At 37.0% G+C, this 22397-nt stretch carries 14 protein-coding genes and 3 pseudogenes; 16 read left to right on the top strand and 1 reads right to left on the bottom strand.

Annotation, left to right across the window (positions count from 1 at the left end):
- The first annotated feature begins 18 nt into the window (after window positions 1–18).
- The 8 genes and pseudogenes from cccB to LC087_RS11260 all read left to right on the top strand — a co-directional run bounded on the left by cccB (window position 19) and on the right by LC087_RS11260 (window position 8225).
- The gene (gene cccB, locus LC087_RS11295; RefSeq protein WP_226541594.1) at window positions 19–372 is read left to right on the top strand and encodes a cytochrome c551; all 354 of its coding nucleotides are present in this window, start codon (window positions 19–21) and stop codon (window positions 370–372) included.
- 482 nt (window positions 373–854) lie between these two features.
- The gene (gene ftsE, locus LC087_RS11290; RefSeq protein WP_226541592.1) at window positions 855–1541 is read left to right on the top strand and encodes a cell division ATP-binding protein FtsE; all 687 of its coding nucleotides are present in this window, start codon (window positions 855–857) and stop codon (window positions 1539–1541) included.
- Window positions 1534–2415, top strand: a complete 882-nt coding sequence (gene ftsX / locus LC087_RS11285) for a permease-like cell division protein FtsX (RefSeq protein ID WP_226541590.1) — start codon at window positions 1534–1536, stop codon at window positions 2413–2415. The genes ftsE and ftsX overlap by 8 nt, the downstream gene beginning before the upstream one ends.
- Before the next feature lie 125 nt (window positions 2416–2540).
- Window positions 2541–3779, top strand: coding sequence for a murein hydrolase activator EnvC family protein (locus LC087_RS11280; protein WP_226541588.1), 1239 nt, complete (start codon window positions 2541–2543; stop codon window positions 3777–3779).
- A gap of 161 nt (window positions 3780–3940) precedes the next feature.
- Window positions 3941–5387: pseudogene (locus LC087_RS11275) on the top strand (S41 family peptidase).
- A 400-nt stretch (window positions 5388–5787) separates the two neighbouring features.
- Window positions 5788–6156, top strand: a complete 369-nt coding sequence (locus LC087_RS11270; protein WP_226541584.1) for a swarming motility protein SwrAA — start codon at window positions 5788–5790, stop codon at window positions 6154–6156.
- Window positions 6157–6271: 115 nt separating this feature from the next.
- The gene (locus tag LC087_RS11265) at window positions 6272–7471 is read left to right on the top strand and encodes a PDZ domain-containing protein (protein WP_306019571.1); all 1200 of its coding nucleotides are present in this window, start codon (window positions 6272–6274) and stop codon (window positions 7469–7471) included.
- Window positions 7472–7598: 127 nt separating this feature from the next.
- Window positions 7599–8225 (top strand): superoxide dismutase, encoded by a 627-nt coding sequence (locus LC087_RS11260; RefSeq protein WP_226541579.1) that lies wholly within the window; start codon window positions 7599–7601, stop codon window positions 8223–8225.
- A 79-nt stretch (window positions 8226–8304) separates the two neighbouring features.
- Here the strand turns inward: LC087_RS11260 and LC087_RS11255 are convergent, their stop codons facing one another.
- A complete protein-coding gene (locus LC087_RS11255; protein WP_226541576.1) occupies window positions 8305–9399 on the bottom strand; it encodes a glycosyltransferase in 1095 nt (364 codons plus the stop codon).
- 147 nt (window positions 9400–9546) lie between these two features.
- On the opposite strand from LC087_RS11255, the gene LC087_RS11250 reads away from it, so the two are divergent.
- The 8 genes and pseudogenes from LC087_RS11250 (at window position 9547) to LC087_RS11215 (ending at window position 22329) form a co-directional block, all read left to right on the top strand.
- Window positions 9547–9780: a DUF2198 family protein gene (locus LC087_RS11250; protein WP_226541575.1), complete on the top strand. Its 234-nt coding sequence runs from the start codon at window positions 9547–9549 to the stop codon at window positions 9778–9780.
- Window positions 9781–9804: 24 nt separating this feature from the next.
- The gene (locus tag LC087_RS11245; RefSeq protein WP_226541574.1) at window positions 9805–10458 is read left to right on the top strand and encodes an MOSC domain-containing protein; all 654 of its coding nucleotides are present in this window, start codon (window positions 9805–9807) and stop codon (window positions 10456–10458) included.
- Between the two features lie 97 nt (window positions 10459–10555).
- Window positions 10556–12553 (top strand): annotated as a pseudogene (uvrB, locus tag LC087_RS11240) (excinuclease ABC subunit UvrB).
- 10 nt (window positions 12554–12563) lie between these two features.
- Window positions 12564–15440, top strand: a complete 2877-nt coding sequence (gene uvrA / locus LC087_RS11235; protein ID WP_226541571.1) for an excinuclease ABC subunit UvrA — start codon at window positions 12564–12566, stop codon at window positions 15438–15440.
- 613 nt (window positions 15441–16053) lie between these two features.
- The gene (locus LC087_RS11230) at window positions 16054–17103 is read left to right on the top strand and encodes a DUF4097 family beta strand repeat-containing protein (RefSeq protein WP_306019570.1); all 1050 of its coding nucleotides are present in this window, start codon (window positions 16054–16056) and stop codon (window positions 17101–17103) included.
- Window positions 17104–17110: 7 nt separating this feature from the next.
- On the top strand, window positions 17111–17314 hold the full coding sequence (locus tag LC087_RS11225; protein ID WP_226541565.1) for a PspC domain-containing protein: 204 nt from the start codon (window positions 17111–17113) through the stop codon (window positions 17312–17314).
- Complete coding sequence (locus LC087_RS11220) at window positions 17315–17683, top strand: phage holin family protein (RefSeq protein WP_226541564.1); 369 nt, start codon at window positions 17315–17317, stop codon at window positions 17681–17683.
- 352 nt (window positions 17684–18035) lie between these two features.
- Window positions 18036–22329, top strand: a pseudogene (locus tag LC087_RS11215) (S8 family serine peptidase).
- Window positions 22330–22397: the final 68 nt, after the last annotated feature.

Raw genomic sequence — 22397 nt, 5'->3', positions numbered from 1 at the left:
ATAAGAGGGGGTCTTAACATGAAAAAGATGTTAAGTTTAATCCTTATTGGAATGATTATATTGTTATCCGCTTGTGGAAGTAATGGTGATGATTCGAGTAAAGAAAGTACTGAATCAAGTGATTCGACAAATTCATCTTCAGATACGGTGGATGTGTCCGATGCAGAAGAAATTTATAAACAAACCTGTTTTGGTTGTCACGGTAACAACTTGGAAGGCGCATCAGGTCCTACGTTAAAAGGAATTGGCTCTAAATACAGTGAGGAAGAAATTAAAGCCATTATTGTGAACGGACAAGGGGCAATGCCAGGTGGAATAGTAGAAGATGCCGAAGCCGAGGCTTTAGCCAAATGGTTAGCAGAAAAAAAATAAAGAGAAAAAGAACACTTAATGAGAAAGTTTCATGGAGTGTTCTTTTTTTTGGTAAATGACTGAAATTTTAACGTGATATCCAGATAGCCTTCCATTTTGTTTAAAAGTACGATATGATTACTTATGATATTTGTCGAAATATGTCACGTCCAATGTTCTTGAAAATAACAAGGTCATTATACCTAGGTTGAAAAATTAGAGAGTTCTATAGAATTGTCAAACAATGTAACAATATTTACCGACAAATGAAATGAAATTGTAACACGAAAAAGTCTATTTTTGATGAAATTTGATGGTATAATGGTTTTTGTGAAAAGGCTTCAAATGGTATCAAATACTATAGACGATTGAGTTATTAAAAAAGTTTCGTATTTGCTAAAAAATCTTATACGATCCCTAAAAGTGATTGTTTAACAAGTCGATAAAAAAGATCATAGGCTTCTTGAACAGCTTCTAAAAATTAATCCTTCAGGTGATCAACAATGATAGTAATGAAAAATGTAAGTAAAAAATATAAAAATGGTGTGTTAGCCATTAGCGACCTTAGCGTTACGATTCGTTCTGGTGAATTTGTCTATATCGTTGGACCCAGTGGTGCTGGAAAATCGACGTTTATAAAGATGATTTATCGTGAAGTCAAACCCACTAAAGGTGAGATTACGATAAAAAAACAGAACCTTTCACAAATAAAAGAGAAAAACGTCCCTTTTTTAAGAAGGTCAATAGGAGTTGTCTTTCAAGACTTTAAATTACTCCCTAATTTAACAGCTTATGAAAACGTTGCCTTTGCTTTAGAAGTTATTGGAGAATCGAAGGCGAGTATACGAAAAAAAGTACTAGATATTTTAGACTTAGTGCAAATAAAGCATAAAGCTAGATTTTACCCAAGTGAGTTGTCAGGTGGAGAGCAGCAAAGGGTGTCGATTGCACGGGCCATTGTAAACAATCCATCAGTATTAATATGTGATGAGCCGACTGGTAACTTAGATCCCTCAACTTCATGGGAGATTATGAGATTACTACAAGATATAAATTATCGAGGAACAACCGTTGTGATGGCGACCCATAATAAGGAGATTGTGAACACGCTAAAAAAACGTGTAATTGCGATTGAAGATGGGACGATTGTTCGAGATGAGACAAGAGGGGAGTATGGTTTATATGATTAGTACTCTTCTACGTCATTTTCAGGAGTCGATCAAAAGTTTAGGAAGAAATGCATGGATGACATTTGCTTCTATATCGGCCGTTACTGTAACACTGTTATTAGTAGGAACTTTTTTAGTTGTCATATTTAATTTAAACCATGTTGCGTCAAAGGTCGAAGAGCAGGTTGAAGTCAGTGTGCAAATTGATCCTGCAGCAGACGAAGAACAAATTGAACAGTTAAAAACAGAGCTTCAAGAAATTGATAAAGTAAGTTCTGTTGTTTTTTCATCAAAGGATGAACAGCTTGAGCAACTACAAGAGACGATGGGTGATGCCTTTGACTTTTATGAACAAAACAACCCATTAAAAGATGTCTATATTATAAAACCAAAAGTTCCTCAAGATACTAGTGTGATAGCTAAAGAAGCAGAGGGACTAGAAAATGTATCTAAAGTAACATATGGTGAAGAAACCGTTGAAAAGCTATTTGGTTTTACAGATAATGCAAGAATTGTTGGGAGTGTGCTTGTGATTGGGTTGCTCTTTACAGCGATGTTTCTAATCTCAAATACAATTAAGATTACGATCTTTGCTCGTCGTCATGAAATTGAAATTATGAAGCTTGTTGGGGCTACCAACTGGTTCATACGCTGGCCATTTTTAATGGAAGGAATCTTTCTTGGTTTATTAGGTTCTGTCATCCCAGTTGTTTTATTGTTAACTTCTTATGATAAAGTTTATCAATGGTTGACAAATTATACGGCAGGAACATTTTATGAGATCTTACCTTATAACCCATTTATTTTCCAAGTTTCTGGTATTATCATGTTAATTGGTTCCATAATTGGTGTTTGGGGAAGTTTAATGTCCATTAGAAAGTTTTTAAGAATATAGATTGATAGATTGAAGGAAATAAAGTAGAGAGTGTTTAAAGTTATTAAGACTATAGAGAAATTCACCAAAATACTCTCTACTAGTTTTCCTACAGTATTAAATACATAGGGAAAAGGGGAAAAACAATGAAAAAATCTAATAAGATTATGTCGTTGAGTTTAGCTACTTTATTAGGAACTAGTGCCATCCTTATACCTTTAAGTAATGATGCGATTGCGTCATCGTTAAAAGATATTCAAAATGAACGTTCTAGTATTGAATCCAATATAGATCAAAAAAATTCAGAACTTGCTGAATTAGAACAAAAAGAAAAACAATTAAATGCTGAAATTGAAAAACTCGATAATCAAATGATTGAGGTTTCTGCTAAGATTGGCGATACTGAGGAAAAAATTGCAGAAGCAGAGAAAAAAATTGAAGAGCTAAAAAAACAAATTGTTGAAGTAAAGGAACGAATTGAACAACGAGAAGAATTGTTAAAAGAACGTGCTGTTGCAATTCAAGATAGCGGCGGAGCTGTCAAATATATCGACGTACTTTTAGGTTCTAAAAACTTCAGTGATTTTATCTCGAATGTGGGTATGATTTCTACGATCCTTGAAGAGGATGAGCGTATTTTAGAAGAGCACGTGGCCGACCAAAAACTATTAGAAGAAAAAGAAACGGAATTAACAATTGAGTTAGAAAAGCTTACAGCTGAAAAAGAAGAATTAGATGAATTAAAAGCTGAACTAGAGACGACGAAAAAAGAAAAAGATGCGCTTCTAAAAGATATTGAGACAGAAGCAGAGGATTTGCATGGTCATATTGATGAACTAGAAAACGAAGCAGAGATATTAAAACAACAAGAAGCGGCAATGAAAGCAGAAACAGTTAGAGTAAAAGCGAAGAAAGGTTCTAGTTCATCAAGCTCTTCATCTAGTTCAAGTAGCAGTAGTTCCACTCTATCAATGGCAACTAATATCTCGAGTGGAGACTGGACTTGGCCATCAGCTGCTACTTATCTTTCATCAGGATATGGCTACAGATGGGGAAAAATGCATAAAGGTGTAGACATTGCTTCACGTGCTTCTAACGTTGCGATATACGCTGCAGCTGATGGTACCGTGATCGAGGCTGGCTGGAATTCTGGTGGATATGGAAATTGGGCGTTAATTGCACATAATATTGGAGGACAAAAATATGTAACCCTGTATGGTCATATGAAAGATTCACCGATGGTTTCTGCAGGTCAATCTGTATCAAAAGGACAACCAATTGGTATTATGGGAAGCACGGGATATTCGACTGGACCACATTTACACTTTGAAATTCACGTAGGTGGCTATGGTAACCCTGTTAACCCAATTGATTTCATACAATAAAGAGAAAAAGCTTAAGGAATAACTCCTTAAGCTTTTTTGCGTAATCAAGAATGGTTTGAGCGTCATCCTTTCACTTTCTAATCGTATGATTCTTTCCCTTCTTGCATATACTATCACCACAATAGCTTGGACGAGAATGAATCTTGAAAGGATGGAGAAGGATGAAGCGATTGTGGTTGACTAGAACGCTTGTTTTGACAATATTAGTTGGGACAGGTGCTGTTTTTATAGTAAATGAAACTCTTGAACAACAATCAGAAGCAATCATGGCAAATGCGGGAGTTGGAGAAGTAAAAGTAAGTGAATCTTCTAGTGAGACCGATTTTGAAAAATTAGAAAAAGCGTTTGAGCCTATAAAAACTAAATATGTACAAGAGGTAGACGATGAGGAGCTACTAGAAGGTGCGATAGAAGGGATGCTCTCTACCTTGGAAGACCCTTACTCCGTTTACATGGATAAAGAAACTGCTCAGCAATTTACACAGTCTTTAGATTCTTCATTTGAGGGGATAGGGGCAGAAGTAGGAATGGTGGATGGACAAGTTGTCATTATTTCACCGTTCAAAGGATCACCAGCGGATGTTGCTGGATTAAAGCCAAATGATGTCATCCTTTCCGTCGATGGCCATTCAACTGAGGAGCTGGACTTACATGAAACTGTGTTGAAGATAAGAGGGGAAAAAGGGACTAGTGTCAACATTGAGGTAAAACGGACAGGCTCAGAATTACCTTTAAAGTTTAAAGTGAAGAGAGATAAAATTCCAATTCAAACGGTGCACGCAGAGAAAGGTACATATAAAAATCACCCTTATGGGTACATACAAATTACCTCTTTTTCTGAGAAGACTGCTGAGGATTTTAATAAGGGATTAAATCAACTAGAGAAAGACGGTATTGAAGGTTTGATTATTGATGTGAGAGGAAATCCAGGAGGCTACTTGACTTCGGTGGAAGAGATTTTACAAAAGTTTGTTCCAAACAAAAAACCAATTATTCAAATCGAAGAAAGAGATGGTGATCGAGAAGTTCACTATTCTGAGTTAAAGAAAGAAAAAGATTATCCCGTATCCGTTTTAATTAACAAAGGAAGTGCGTCTGCATCTGAAATTTTAGCTGGTGCGTTGAAAGAAACCAATGATGCACCTATTGTGGGTGAAACCTCCTTTGGAAAAGGAACGGTACAACAAGCAATACCTATGGGCGATGGCAGTAATATTAAGCTTACTCTGTATAAATGGTTAACGCCTGAAGGGAAATGGATTCATAAAAAAAGGGGTTGAACCTACTTTGAAGGTGGAACAGCCATCATTCTTCGATGCTAGTCCTATTCAAATTGAAGAACCTTTGAAACTCGATATGAATAATGAACAAATTATACGTGCGCAAGTATTACTTTCTGGATTAGGGTACGATGCAGGAAGACAAGATGGGTATTATAGCAAAATAATGGAGAAGGCCGTGGAGTCTTTTCAAAAAAAGGTTGAATTGAATCCAACAGGCATAATTGATAAAAAAACGGCTGCAAAAATAAATGAGGAAATTGAAAAATTAAAAAGAGATAAAAATCAAGATTTGCAATTAAAGGCAGCTGTACAAACGTTATTTTAGTCAAGTAAACTAGAAACTTTTATGGGACAAAAGCTTAAGGCGTAGTTTGAATCATAAGATTCGTGCTACGCTTTTTTTACAGAGTAAAAAAGTAAAAAAATCTGTCCTTATTTGGATGTTGCTTTTATTTTTGTCTAGCTCCATTGCCAGCAACTCCGACGCATACGATGTGCTAGCGTCAACGTTTGTCACAGGACGTGACTGTACTTAGTTGACGTTCCTAATCCTTCGTTGCTAAACGGGCGCTTGCACTTTTCTTAACTTCTCACGTATTCTTTTATATTAACTCTCATTCCTGCATAAAAATGAAAATGAGTCTTTATAAGGTTGAAATGAATCTTGTAAAATCGTTATTATTATAATGTTGGGTCGAAGAATAATTTAGAAAGTTGGGGATTCATTGAGTAAGCGAGCAAGTGCATTAAGAAAAGAAAGATTTGAGGATTTGTTTCATCAATTCAAAGCGGTTGATCAAGAATCGAACCTCTCAAACACAAAAATTTTTATTGGTATACAGCAGTTTTGTCTGTATATTGCAAATTACACCTCTATTAAAGAAATTTCTTCAATTGATGAGCAAACAGTTGAAGAGTTTTTCTCTTACTTAATAAAGGAACAAAAAAGACTAGGTGTGAATTTGACAGATATAAAAAGGACGATCTTAGCCATTCAAGATTTTACAAACATTTCATCGATGAATTATTTGTTTGATTTTTCCTTGAATAATACTTCTTTATGGACAAATTTACAGTCTTCTTCAAGATTTTAGCTTCATCGTTTTCACAGAAGTCTATTCAATCTAGAAATACTTTTTAAACACGGCCTAGTAGAAATTTGGTAGAATGAAAGAAATAAAGCTATTTCTTTCAAAGGCGGTGTATCATTTGTTAGAACAATGGTTAATGGAGTTATCGAAAGGTATCGGTCGTTTTTTTCTGAATCCGTTGTTATACTTTATGCTTTTTTATTGTGTAATAATTGGAGTTCTTAGAGTAAAGAGAGAGAGAAAGTCTTTTCATATAAGAATTTACGATACTTTAGAGGAAGTGAAGTTCACTTTTCTAAAAGGACTTTTTCTTGGCGTGCTTTTTTCCCTTGTAATTCTATTAACAGGATTAATGCTTCCGTTTGGGACCATTGTTTTAATGACTGTATGGACATTGTTGCTATGTATAACACTCCAGACAAGACTATTATCTCCTGTGTATACAATGGGTGGAACAATTTTGTTAGTCAGCATCCTTTCTATGATTGACTTAAAAGAATATTGGTTTAGTCAATATCTTATCAATGTAGAGACGACTTCTTTGCCAACATTAGCAATATTATTAGCCTTACTAATAATAATAGAAGGGTTTTTAGTTTATCGTTCAGGTCATCTTAAAACGTCTCCCTCTATCAAAATGAGTAGTCGGGGAAAATCGATTGGTAACCATCGTTCCGATAAAGTTTGGATGGCTGCCGACTCTTTTGTTAATTCCAGGAGGAAGCCTATCAATTACAGACTGGTCTCATTTTACGTTACATGGAGATTCCTTTTGGCTTTTGTGTGTTCCGTTATTTGTCGGATTTCACCAAAGAATTCAAGGTTCAATGCCGAAGGAAAGTATTCAAGTAACAGGTCGAAGAATCATTTGGCTAGGGTTATTAACGCTTACCTTTGCGATTGCGAGTCTTTGGTGGACTCCTCTTGTTTATGGAGTGTTGGATTTTCCTTCGTTGGTCATCAATTTATTTCTATTAAACAACGCATGAATGATGATTCTGCTGCTTTTTATTTTTCTAAAAGAGATCAAGGTTTAGTCATATTAGGAATTCTTCCAAGTTCCCCGGCGAATCAATTAAATTTACAAGTTGGGGAAATGATCATCCAGGTGAATGGGCAACCTGTCACGACGGTTTCTGGGTTTTATGAGGCTTTACAAAAAAATCGTACGTATTGTAAGCTTGATGTGATCGGGTTTAATGGAGAGGTTCGTTTTGTTCAACGTTCAATGTATGAAGGCGAGCATCATGAGCTTGGTTTAATATTTATTGGTGACGACAAAAAGACCGAAGCGGAGCAGTGTAAACATAAAAAGTAGCTTTCTAAAAAAGGAGGCTACTTTTTCTTTTTTAAAAAGAAGTTTTTCGTTTGACATTAGTTAGGACATGTTATAATATTTGCTTAAGGAAATAATTTTTCCTTAATACAACAAAAGGGAGGTGAGATTGATTCATATCTTACCAGATTTACAATATGACTATGATGATCTCGAGCCCTACATCGATGCAAGGACATTGGAGATCCATCATAGTAAACATCATGCAACGTATGTAAAAAATTTAAATAATGCGCTGTCCTCAACTGAAGGATTACAAGGAAAATCGCTACCGGAGATTCTTGCTAACCTTTCTTCTTTGCCAAAGGATATTCAAACAAAAGTAAGGAACAATGGAGGGGGTCATTATTGTCATAGTCTTTTTTGGGAAAATATGAGTCCAAAAGGTGGTGGTGATCCTAACGGAGACATAAAAAAATCGATTGAGTATTATTTTAATACGTTTGATGACTTTAAACATAAGTTGTCTCAAGCTACAATCAGTCGTTTTGGTAGTGGTTATGGCTGGCTTGTTTTAGATGGAAGCTCACTTTCTATCATGAGTACAGCTAATCAAAACACTCCTTTAGAAGAAGGGAAAGTCCCTCTACTTGTCATTGATGTTTGGGAGCATGCCTATTACTTAAAATACCAAAATCGCCGCCCTGAATTCGTTGAAAATTGGTGGAATACGGTCAATTGGGACATTGTTAATGAGCGTTATTTAAAGGCATTAAAAGAAATAAATGTTGTTTAATGATTATTACGAATGTGGTAATTCGTAAGCCATTTTTCAGCCCTAACGGTTGTACCCCCGCTAGGGCTTTTCTCGTATTTTATATAAGACCTTCCAGCATTTTTATATTTTTCATAGTAGCTTCATCATTCGGTTGATATTCAAGCACTTTTTTGTTGTGGAAGAGTGAGTCATGATACTTTTGAAGATGAAAATAACAGAGTCCGAGTTGTTTATGTGGAAGCCAAGTTCGAAAAGGTAATTGATCGATTAGCCATGTATCTTCAGCTTTGTCGTTCAAGGCTTGTTCATACCAATAGGCAGCTTGAGCATAGTGTTCTTTTTCTAAAAACCATTCGGCAATTCTGCAACTGAAAGATGGGTGTGGCACATCCCACTTAAGAGATTCAAACGTGATCTCTCTTTCTTTATCAATGTTCCCTATGATGTGATAACATGAGGCGAGTTTATGCATAACGAATAGACGATGTTGTAATTCAATATCTTCTAGCTCTAGAAACTGTTCATAGTACACAATCGCATCGTCATACCTTTTGTTACTATGCAGTTCTCTAGAGTAGTGAAACAAGTCATGTTTACTAAGCTCCTTTCCTGCTTTTAAGTGTCTTTCGTATATTTGTAGGTTGCGCCCTGTTTTTCCTTCCTCCGCTTTATTCATCTTGTCTTCAGGTTTTTTATGGGTAACAATGATATCACTATCAAAGTATTTGTAAGGTTCCTCCGTTGTTAAATCTTCATGGACAAAACCGTGCCACTTAAAGTCATGTATTTTCTTGACAATCCGAATTCTTCGAACACTAGTGACGACATTTCCATGTTCATCAAATAATGTATGATAAATCATTGATATGGCATCAATTTTCGGACTTATTCTTTCTTTTAAGTTTAGTAATTTTTGACGATCCTCGGGAAGGAGCAAGTCATCGGCATCCAACCACATGATGTAGTCTTTTCGAGCTTTACTAAAGGAAAAGTTCCGTGCAGCGGCAAAATCATCAATCCACTCAAAGTCATATATTCGAGCATTATGTTTTTTAGCAATTTCTTTTGTAGCATCTGTAGATCCTGTGTCAACAATGATAATTTCATCAGGTACTCCTTTTACAGAGGATAAACAACGATCCAGTGTATCTTCTTCATTTTTAACAATCATACATAAGCTAATTCTTATCATTTTTTCACCTTCTCCTGTTTTGATCATTCATTCCTATCTATATGCATGAATACAGGAAGATGAGCTAGTAAATGTTTAATTTGTGTTTGTCAGCTTGAATCATTGTTATAATGGCAATAAAGTGGTTTTAGAAGAGGAGAAAAATTCATGATTAAATTGTTGGTGGCTTTATTAATTCCCTTTTTTTTAGTTTTGCTTTTTTCTAGAGTGACTTATAACCATTATGTTGGGACAGGCTTAACGTTAGCTTTGCTAATAGTTGCTTTTTTTAATGGGCATATGGATTCTACGGCGATTTGGTTTTTAGATGTGGCATCCTTAATAGCAGGATTTATGGTGTCAAAAAAAATGATTGAAGATGTTAAGAGGGTAAAGCAATAATGAATGACAAAAGGGGATGTGAAAATGACTCGTAAGCTCGTTCATTTAGCCGTTGGTAAACCTAAAGAAATACAATATGGTGAAGATAAAACGATGTATTCGGGAATAGGTAAAAGCGCGATTAAAGAAGTTTATTTAAGTAAAGAAGGGTTTCATCATGATGGGGTAGCGAATACAAAGTTTCATGGTGGACCAGATCGAGCGGTGTGCTTTTATTCTTATGAACATTATTCGATGTGGGAAAGAGAATATGGAGTGATTTTACCTAAGGCTGCTTTTGGAGAAAATGTGACAGCTATAAATATGCATGAGAAAGATGTTTGTATCGGGGGTGTGTATCAACTAGGAGAGGCAATTGTTCAAGTGTCACAAGGGAGAATCCCTTGTCAAACGATTACGAAACGGACAACGATTGATCTTAGCCGAGTGATTGATACAGGGTACACGGGCTTTTTCTGTCGCGTGCTTTCAGAAGGGGTTGTTCGAGAGGACAGTCCGATTGATTTGTTAGAATCACATCCAAACAACGTCACCATTTTATATGCCAACCAAGTGTTCTTTCATCAAAAAAACAATGTAAAAGGAATGGAAAGAATCTTGAAAGTGGAACCTTTAGCTGAGGTATGGAGAGAGAAGCTAACGAAACGGTTAGAGAAAATTGTTTCGATAGTGGATTAATAAATGAATGCTAGATATTCAAAAAAACGAACTTAAGTTCGTTTTTTTGGTTGTTTTTCCTTTCAATGTGGTACAATAGGAATACAAATTAACGGAAATGGGGGCTTTTTGGATGGATCAATTTGAATTAGTATCATCATACCAACCAAAAGGTGATCAACCAGAGGCAATACGACAACTAGTGGAAGGTATTAACAATGGAGTTAAGCATCAAACGTTACTAGGGGCAACAGGGACGGGAAAAACGTTTACTGTTTCAAACGTCATTAAAGAAGTAAACAAGCCGACTTTAGTGATTGCTCATAATAAAACGTTAGCTGGGCAACTATACAGTGAATTTAAGGAGTTTTTTCCGAACAATGCTGTTGAGTATTTTGTAAGTTACTATGATTACTATCAGCCAGAAGCTTATGTTCCGCAAACAGATACCTTTATTGAAAAGGATGCGAGTATTAATGACGAAATTGATAAGCTACGTCACTCTGCAACCTCTTCTTTAATTGAACGTAATGACGTCATCATCATCGCCAGTGTCTCCTGTATATATGGTCTAGGTTCACCAGAGGAATATAAAGAGCTTGTTGTTTCCTTGCGTACAGGTATGGAAGTGGAACGTAATCAACTCCTCCGCAAACTCGTTGACATACAGTATGAAAGAAACGATATTGATTTTAGACGGGGTACATTCCGTGTCCGTGGAGATGTCGTTGAAATCATACCTGCCTCTCGAGAAGAGCAGTGCATTCGTATCGAATTTTTTGGAGATGAAATTGATCGTATACGGGAAGTGGATGCTTTAACAGGTGAAATTACAGGTGAGCGCCAACATGTCGCCATATTTCCAGCGTCTCACTTCGTCACTAGACAAGAGAAAATGGAAAAAGCAATCGTCAATATAGAAAAAGAGTTAACAGAAAGGTTAGAGGAGCTCAATGAACAAAATAAGCTACTTGAAGCGCAAAGACTTGAACAGAGGACCCGATATGATATAGAGATGATGCGTGAAATGGGCTTTTGTTCAGGGATTGAAAATTATTCAAGACACTTAACATTGAGAACGGCTGGTTCGACACCGTATACGTTACTTGATTTCTTAGGAGACGACTTTCTGATTGTCATTGATGAATCACATGTGACCTTACCTCAAGTTCGGGCGATGTTTAATGGAGACCAAGCAAGAAAACAAGTACTTGTTGATCATGGATTTAGACTTCCTTCAGCGAAGGATAACCGTCCACTTAAGTTTGAAGAATTTGAGAAACATATGAACAACATGATCTATGTTTCAGCTACACCAGGTCCATATGAAATCGAACATACCCCTAAAATGGTGCAACAAATTATTCGTCCAACAGGATTGTTAGACCCAACAATAGACGTAAGACCAAGTGAAGGACAAATCGATGACTTATTAGAGGAGATACATAAACGTATCGAACGAAATGAACGTGTTTTAATTACCACTTTAACGAAAAAAATGTCTGAAGATTTAACGGATTATTTAAAGGAAATCGGTATTAAAGTAACCTATTTGCATTCAGAAATTAAAACGCTCGAACGTATTGAGATTATACGAGAACTTCGATTAGGAAAGCATGATGTAGTAGTCGGAATTAATTTATTAAGGGAAGGGTTGGACATCCCTGAAGTATCCCTTATAGCGATCTTAGATGCTGATAAGGAAGGGTTCCTTCGCTCAGAACGTTCTCTTATCCAAACGATTGGTCGTGCGGCAAGGAATGCGAATGGTCATGTCATTATGTATGCTGATCGTACGACAAATTCCATGAATATTGCAATCGAAGAAACGAAACGCCGTCGCTCTATTCAAAAAAAAATACAATGACAAGCATGGAATCACACCACAAACGATTAAAAAGGAAATTCGCGATGTTATTCGTGCGACGATTGCCGCAGAGGATACTGAAACGTACGAAACGAATACGGGTAAACAGTATTCGAAAATGAACAAAAAAGAACGCCAAAAAGTCATCGAACAAATGGAGCAAGAAATGAAAGATGCAGCCAAAGCATTGCAATTTGAGCGTGCAGCAGAGCTTAGAGACCTTATTTTAGAGTGAAGGCAGAAGGGTGAGGGGTATACAATGGTAATGGATAAAATTCAAGTTAAAGGAGCCCGTGCTCATAACTTGAAAAATATTGATGTTACAATACCGAGAGATCAATTAGTGGTTTTAACCGGTCTTTCGGGTTCCGGAAAATCGTCGCTTGCTTTTGATACAGTGTATGCAGAAGGACAAAGACGTTATGTAGAATCTTTATCGGCTTATGCTAGACAATTTTTAGGTCAAATGGATAAGCCAGATGTAGATGCCATTGAAGGGTTATCACCAGCTATATCGATTGACCAAAAGACGACGAGTCGCAATCCGAGATCGACCGTTGGAACGGTCACTGAAATATATGATTATTTACGACTATTATTTGCGAGGATCGGAAAACCTTCTTGTCCAAATCATGATATAGAAATTTCCTCACAAACCATTCAACAAATGGTCGATCGGATTATGGAATATCCAGAACGGACGAAGCTGCAAGTGTTAGCTCCAGTGGTATCGGGCAGAAAAGGAACACATGTAAAAGTGCTAGAGGATATTAAAAAACAAGGATATGTTCGTGTTCGCGTTGACGGTGAAGTGGTTGATTTAGCTGAAGACATCAAATTAGAAAAAAACAAAAAGCACTCGATTGAAGTCATTATTGATCGTGTTGTAGTAAAAGATGGTATCGAGGTACGCTTATCTGATTCATTAGAAACCTCATTAAAGCTTGGGGAAGGACGAGTCATTATTGATGTGATTGGCGAAGAAGAGCTTCTTTTTAGCGAGCATCATGCCTGCCCGGTCTGTGGATTCTCTATTGGTGAGCTTGAACCAAGAATGTTTTCCTTCAATAGTCCATATGGAGCCTGTCAAAGCTGTGATGGATTAGGGACGAAGCTTGAGGTTGATATGCAGCTTGTCATTCCTGATCAAAATCGTTCGTTACTAGAGCATGCCATCGCTCCTTGGGAACCATCGAGCTCGCAATATTATCCCAAGCTACTCGAATCTGTTTGTAATCATTATGGGATTGATATGGAAATGCCTGTGAAAGATATCCCGAAACATTTAATGGATAAAATCCTTTATGGTAGTGGAAGCGAAGAGATTTATTTTCGTTATGAGAATGATTATGGACATGTACGAGAGAATTATATTCAATTTGAGGGTGTTGTCCGAAATATTGAACGTCGCTATAGAGAGACAAGCTCTGATTATATACGTGAACAAATGGAGAAATATATGGCGCAACAATCTTGTCCAACGTGTAAAGGCCATCGTTTGAAGAAGGAAAGTCTTTCTGTTCTTATTCAAGGGTTGCATATTGGAAAAGTAACAGAAAAATCGACAAGAGAAGCTTATCAACTATTTGATCACCTAGAACTATCAGAAAAAGATATGCAAATTGCCCGATTAATTTTACGGGAAATAAAAGAACGTTTAAGCTTTCTCGTTAATGTAGGTTTAGACTATTTAACGTTAAGTCGCTCTGCTGGAACCCTTTCAGGAGGAGAAGCACAACGAATTCGTTTAGCAACACAAATCGGCTCTAGGTTAACCGGTGTTCTTTATATATTAGATGAACCTTCTATTGGACTCCATCAACGGGATAATGATCGATTAATTGCTACACTTAAAAACATGAGAGATATTGGAAACACACTCATTGTAGTTGAACACGATGAAGATACCATGATGGCGGCGGACTACTTGATTGACATTGGTCCAGGGGCGGGAATTCATGGTGGAGAGATCGTTTCAGCTGGAAAACCAGATGAGGTAATGAATGACCCGAACTCCTTAACAGGTCAATATTTGTCGGGAAATAAATTTATCCCTCTTCCGATCGAACGAAGAAAACCAGACGGTAGATATTTAGAAATTTCAGGTGCAAAAGAAAACAATTTAAAAAGTGTGAATGTTAAATTTCCGCTCGGAACCTTTATATCTGTTACAGGTGTATCAGGATCGGGAAAAAGTACACTTATTAACCAAGTGCTTCATAAAACGTTAGCACAAAAGTTACATAAAGCGAAAGCGAAACCTGGTGAACATCGTGAAATTAAAGGAATTGAATATCTTGATAAAGTAATCGATATTGATCAATCTCCTATCGGACGTACGCCAAGGTCTAATCCCGCTACCTATACAGGAGTATTTGATGACATTCGTGATGTATTTGCAACGACGAACGAAGCGAAGGTGAGAGGGTATAAGAAGGGACGCTTTAGTTTCAACGTAAAAGGTGGACGATGTGAAGCGTGTCGCGGGGATGGAATTATTAAAATAGAAATGCACTTTTTACCTGATGTGTATGTTCCATGTGAAGTTTGTCACGGAAAACGCTATAATCGTGAAACCTTAGAAGTGACGTATAAAGGAGCAAATATATCGGATGTACTCGATATGACAGTCGAAGATGCCTTGAAGTTTTTCGAAAACATCCCCAAGATCAATCGCAAACTGCAAACCATATATGATGTTGGGTTAGGGTATGTGACGTTAGGACAGCCAGCCACAACACTCTCTGGTGGTGAAGCACAACGTGTCAAGCTTGCTTCGGAGTTACATAGACGTTCAACCGGAAGGTCTTTATATATTTTAGATGAGCCAACTACTGGACTCCATGTTGATGATATATCGAGATTATTAAAGGTGTTGCAGCGTTTAGTGGAAAACGGTGATACTGTCTTAGTCATTGAACATAATTTAGATGTTATAAAAGCAGCCGATTACTTGGTCGATCTTGGTCCAGAAGGTGGCGATGGTGGAGGAACGATCGTTGCAAAAGGAACACCAGAAAAAGTCGCCGAAACAAAGGCATCCTATACAGGAAAATATTTAAAACCTATCTTACAACGCGATCGAAAAAGAATGGAACAACTGGTAAAAGAAAAAGAATTGGTGGGGAAGGAGTAATACTATTGCGAAAGCTTATCGTTCATAGGTAAGCTTTTTGCTTTTTAGAATGGATTTAAAATGAATGAAGTTAAAGTTCTAAAGGTGGCAATTCATATTAAGATAAATATAAGATGAACAACATAAACGATAAGGCATTTTAAAAGAAAGAGGGATGCCAAAATATAAATGTTGAAACCTTTTTCGGAACTATAACGTAAATAAAACAAAGGAGAGATGCTAAATGGAAAAAAACAAATTTGCTTTCATCGCTTAGTTACTTCAGTATATTTTTTATGCCGTTTATATTACCGTTCATCATCTTTTTTATATCTGACGAAAAAGTAGTGAAAAATGATGCACTGAAAGCGTTAATATCACACATTATCCCGGTCCTTTCATTCTTTTTTATTATTTTTTCAGGACTATCAATCTTTTTCGTTGAGCAAAATACGGCCATTTTTAGTGCAATTAGTTCCTTCATAGTTTTTTTTCTAATTAACGCAGCGGTAGTCATTTATAATATTGTTAAAGGGATTCAAGTTTTAGTAAAATAATCTGCTTTATTCTCTGGGGGATGGTTTTATGAAAGAAGAAACAAAACGAATTTTAAAAATGGTTGAAGAAGGGGAAGTTGACTTCTGAGCAAGCGTTTCAGATTATTGATGAATTAGAAAAAGAAGTTGAATCAAAAGAAGAAGAGAAGACGTTTCACCTTTCAACCGAAGTATTAGGTGAAGATGATCGGTGGGAGAAAAGGACTGATTCCACAGAAAAGGAATCCATTACAACGAAATTATTTAGTCTCTTTGAATCGGCAGTGAAAAAAGTAAAAGAAACAGACTTAGATATTAACTTTGGTCAATCTGTGGAATTTACTCACATTTTCCAATATGAAGTTGACGATCTAGAAGAAATCTCTATTCAGATCGCCAATGGAAATGTATCGATTCATACTTGGGATGAGAACAATATTCGTATTGAAAATGATGTGAAGGTGTATAGAGTTGAAACAGTCGATTTAGCAAGAAAACAATTTCTTGATGAAACTCTTTGTGAGGTAAATCAATCTTCTTTTCGTTATCGTTCTGAGCGAAAAACGATGAAAATTAATGCAGAACTATTTATCCCTAAAAATTTGTATCAAAAGCTTAAAATAAAGCTGTTCAACGGTTCGATAAGAGGGGAACAGCTAAATGTGAAAGACATTGAAGCTAAAACAGTCAATGGAATGATCTCTTTCAATGAAGTAGCAGGTCAAGAAGCTGAGTTCGAGACTATTCATGGACAAATAAAATTAAAGGATGTTACAGTAGATCAAATAGAAGCAGAAACCGTTCATGGGATGATTGACTTTGTTGGTAAAGTAACTAAAGTGTTTTTACAAAGTTTAAACGGAAACATTTCAGCGACCACCACTAATGAATGTCAAACCCTTCATACAAAATCAGTGACTGGTAATATTAATATTACCCTTGAGACTTATAAACAAATCAATGCTCAACTTACATCGAATGTCGGAGCAATTTCGTATGACATTGACGGCGTTGACGTTTTAAAACAGAAAAACGAAGTTTTGCAGAAAGAAATTACGTTTAAAAGGAAAAGCAGTATAGAAGATCATTTGCATTTGTTTGCGAACACAAAAACAGGTTCAATTCATGTTCAACAGTTGGAAGGGTGATTTATTTATGAAAAAATTAGTTAGAAAAACCAATGATAAGAAAATTTCAGGTGTCCTCGCGGGGTTTGCTGAATACCTTAATATTGATGTGACAATATTACGACTGCTATTTGCGGTCGGAGCTGTTATATCAGCTGGAGCACCATTTATCATTATTTATATTGTTGCAGCGTTGGTTATGCCAGAAGAAGGAAAAGAAGGAGACGTTTAAATGTTTATGAAATGGATTGCAAGTGTACTCGTTAATGCGCTTATTCTCATTGTTGTCTCTGGTTATTTCGGAGATGATTTTTATATCAGTAGCGTATGGGCGGCTATTTTAGCTAGTATGATTATTTCGGTTCTTAATGTTATTGTGAAACCATTTCTTGTTTTACTGACCTTACCCGTTACCATTTTGAGTTTAGGTCTATTTTTATTCGTCATTAATGCCATTACATTAATGATTACGCAAAGTTTGATGGGAGATTCCTTTAATATCAATAGTTTTGGTATGGCTGTTATTGCCGCCATCATCATATCAATCCTGCAACTTTTGATTCAAAAAATAATCATCAATCCCCTTCAAGATAAAAAATAAACACTCAAAGGTGAAGCTTTGGGTGTTTTTTTACGTCCTAATGTTCCAATTGGATCTCCTTTCAACCTTCTTATACCATTTTATGTGTATGAAATTTCTGATTCTCTTAAAATTACATATCGAACTTTTCTCCTAAATCAAATACTAAGCAGATCGATCTATTGAACGAAACATTCTAGTCTTTTTGATGCGAATTAAGATTAGACAATTTTTCCAACTTAAATCGACAAACTTCCTCTCTCCTTTCCTATATTATGAAGGGTAACATCTTTGGATAGTTCAAAAAGATTGTATAAAAGGAGGCGTCATTGTTTTAGTAAAATTATAAAGGAGGAAGGATTTAGTGAAAAAAATGACTCGAAAACTATTAACCTATGTATCTATTTTTGTGTTAGTATTATCGGTTTTTACACCTAGCATTGCTTTGGCTCAAACATCGAAGAAAACTTCTATTTCTCTTAAAGAGAATAAGACGTTAATAGAAAGTAAGATTAGCGATCGACTATTAAAACAATTTGAGGAGCAAGAAGAGGTCACCTTTTTAATAAAGCTAAAAGAACAAGTAGATACAAAAGCAGTTGCCGTAAAAGCGGAAAAGAAAGCAAAGGAAAAAAAGTTATCAGCCCATCAAACAGAGGTTCAAAAAAGATCAACTATCGTTTCCACTTTGCGAGTGAATGCAGAGGAAACGCAGGAGAATCTTAAACAATATTTGGACAAGCAAAAGAAAGAAGGAACGGTTAAGGACATTCAGTCATTCTACATTGTAAATGGTATGGCCGTGACGGCAACGAAGGAAGTAATGGAGCAAATTGCTGCCTTCTCAGAAGTAGAGAAAGTGTTACCAAATGAAGTTCGACAAATTCATCAGCCGACGGTGAAAGAATCGACTTCAACTGAAACGAATGCTTCTACACAGTCAATCGAATGGAATATTGATAAAGTCAATGCTCCTCAAGCTTGGGAGCTTGGTTATGATGGAACAGGAACCGTTATTGCATCGATTGATACAGGGGTTCAATGGGATCATCCGGCTTTAAAAGAGCAATATCGGGGGGTATGATCCAAATAATCCTGATGAAGGAAACCATGAATTGAACTGGTTTGATGCAGTTGCAGATGAAGAGGTTGCTTATGATGATCTTGGTCACGGAACGCATGTGACGGGAACAATGGTCGGAAAGGAACCAAATGGTGAAAATCAAATCGGGGTTGCCCCTGGAGCGAAGTGGATTGCCGTAAAAGCATTCACGGCTGAAGGAGGTACGGATGCTGACCTTCTTGCTGCAGGAGAATGGATATTAGCACCAAAAGATCGTGAAGGAAATCCGCATCCTGAAGCAGCACCTGATGTTGTTAATAATTCATGGGGTGGAGGACCAGGACTTGATGAATGGTACCGTGAGATGGTACAAGCATGGCGTGCAGCAGATATTTTCCCTGAGTTTTCAGCAGGAAATACGGGTCTCTTTAATGATGGAGGGCCTGAATCTATTGCCACACCAGCGAACTATCCGGAATCTTTTGCCACAGGAGCAACAGATATTAACGATCAATTAGGGGACTTTTCTTTGCAAGGACCTTCTCCTTATGATGAAGTAAAGCCTGATATTTCTGCTCCAGGAGTTAATATTCGTTCATCTGTACCTGGCAGTGGTTATGAAGGAGGTTGGGATGGAACGTCAATGGCAGGACCGCACGTTTCTGCTGTAGCGGCATTACTTAGACAGGTGGATGCATCTATCACAGTCGATGAAATGGAAGAAGTATTACTTGAAACGGCCCAACCTTTAACAGATAGTACGTTTCCTGAATCACCAAATAACGGTTATGGGCACGGCTTAGTTAACGCTTTTGATGCGGTTTCTGCTTTAGTTACAGGTCTAGGCAAAGTGAAAGGACAAGTAGCGAAAGAAGGAGAAGATACAGAAGCTCCTCTGTTTTCACATGCGAATCCAGAAATTTCATTTTCGGAAATGGATCTTCCGTTAGAAATTGATGTGACTGACAATATTAGTGTAATGAATGTTACTTTACATTATAGTCAGGAAGATGGATCTTTCGCTTCCGTTGAAGCCGATCTTGTTAAAGGTGATTTCCTTGAAGGAACGTATCGAGCAGTGATTCCTGCAGAGGCGGTAAAGGGAAATGCTCTCACGTATTATTGGAGTATGGTTGATTTTGGAGCAAACGAAGTAACATCAGATCAATATGTAGTGAGTGTTGAAGAAGGAATTACGACAGGCTATCAACAAAATTTTGAAGAAAACATAACGGGCTGGTTTTCATACGGTACAAATGACAGCTGGCAGTGGGGAGAACCACAATCTGGGCCAGAAGCTGCCTTTTCAGGTGAAAAGGTTTATGGTACCAACCTTGAAGGCATGTATGAAAACGATGCGAACATGAATTTACAAATTCCACCAATTATTGTTCCTGAAGAAGAACCGTTATTTTTAACTTTTAAACATTGGTATAACATTGAATCTAATTTCGACTATGGACATGTTTTCATATCAACGGATTTAGAAAATTGGGAACAGGCTTTACGTATTGACGGAACCTCTCAAGAATGGATTGATGCAGAAATTGATTTATCTAGTTATGCAGGTCAACGGATTTTTGTCATGTTTAATCTAACGACTGATTTTAGTGTGACTTACGATGGTTGGTATTTAGATGACCTTGCCTTAGTAGGCGAGCCATTTGAGCCAACGAAAAAAGTGACTAATGAGGTTAAACAAACGAAAAAAGTTTCTGCTAACAAGGATAAAGTGAACCCTGCTCAAATTGAGCCAGCGAAACAAAAAGAGGACTTAAGTATTAATCAACAGCAGCCATCTGTTCTACCTTTAAGTGCCCAAGTAAGTGTGCTTGAAACAGGGAAGTCGACTTATTCGAGTTTAAAGGATGGAAGTTATCAGCTTACTCATGCTGTCGGTACTTATACAGTGCAGGCTGAATCGTATGGTTATCGTTCAAAAGCAAAACAGGTAGAGATAATAAAGGATGAAGTGTCGGAGGCGAATTTTGTTTTAGAAGAATTACCACAAGGACAAATTACGGGTGTCGTTACAGATGAACAAACTGGTGAGCCTATAGAAGATGCTACTTTATATTTAGTGGAAGATGCTGCTGTGACACCTGTTACAACGAATGAACAAGGTGAATATTCGATCACAGCTTATGAAGGAAACTATACAGTAGTCGTAAGAGCTGCTTCTTATTATAGTTCCGAATTTACGGTAGAAGTAAAAGGAGAAGAAACATCGCTCCAAAACGTTTCCTTAAAGCCTTTCATCGGTTACTCTGATGTGATTGCCTATGACAATGGAACCGCAGAAAATGCACGAGCTTATTATGATGCGGGAAATGGATGGGCTGTAAAAATGTCTTTAAAAGACGGACAAGAACGAGCGCTTGTAAATGGTGCCTTGTTTAAGTTCTGGGGAGAAGAGTGGCCTAATCCAGGAGGAACAGCGTTTCAAGTGGCTGTTTATGATAATTCGGGTATTGATGGTGCTCCGGGTAAAAAGCTTGCAGGTCCAATAGATGCAACAGCCCTTCGAAATGGAGAATGGACAGAAATCGATCTATCGAGTAAAGGAATTATGGTTGAAGGAGATTTTTATATCGTTTACCTTCAATCAAACGTAAATACAGACTCGCCAGGATTATCGACAGATGAAGATGGTGATTACGCCGGACGTAGTTGGCAGTATATTGGAGGAGTATGGTCACTTGCCCCTGAAGAGGAAGGCAACTATATGATTAGAGCAGTTGTTGACTATGAAGTTGCCGTTCCAGAAATTACTTCTCCGAAAGGTGGAGAGATTACGAATAAAAAAGAAGTTACTGTTACAGGAACATCTTCTCCTAATACAACGATTCATTTATACAATGGGGAAGAGGAAGTGAAAACCACAAGTACAGATGAACAAGGAAAATTTTCTAGTGAACTATCGCTTTCAGTTGGTGAAAATGTTCTGACAGCCAAAGCATCGACAGAAGCAGGAGTAACAGATGCATCTCAGCCCGTTAAGGTGGTTGTTGACCAGACTAAACCAACGCTTACGATCGACAATCTAAAAAATGGTGATAAACTCAATCGTGAAACAGTAACGGTTGAAGGAACAGTCTCTGATCCACATCTACAATGGGTGAAGGTTAACGGGAAGAAAGCGACCATAAAAGACGGGAAGTATCGTAAACGAATCATGCTTGATAATGGGGAAAATAAAATTAAAGTAGTGGCAAAGGATGCAGCTGGAAATAAAAAGGCTAAAAAAATCAAAGTGGACGTGAAATTTACAGACCCTGAAATCAACAATTTAAAACCAGAAGAGGACCATAATTTAAACAGTGGTGAAACGGTTCGTATCGAATTTGAAAGTGAAGAAAATTTAGATGCGACGTTTGTTATTCAAATGCCGTTGACTAATGAGCTATCAAGAATGCAGCACCTGTCCTCGGTCGCAAACGAACTTCCGATGCGAGAAGTATCACCAGGTCATTATGTAGGGTATTGGACGGCAACCTCGAATTTAAAAGCAGAGGGAGCGAGAATCGAAGTTATCACCCGCGATGATTATGGGAATGAGTCTAGAAAGACTGCAGAAGGAAAACTCTTTATTAATAGTAAGTAAGCAAAAAATAGTCTATGAAGATTTCATTCTTCATAGGCTATTTTTAATTAAATCATGTATAAACTTTA

The organism is Bacillus carboniphilus (genome assembly GCF_020524035.2).
Taxonomy (GTDB): domain Bacteria; phylum Bacillota; class Bacilli; order Bacillales; family JAIVKR01; genus Bacillus_CC.
Note: the sequence above shows the minus strand (reverse complement) of the source record. Positions and strands in the feature narration are given on the sequence as shown.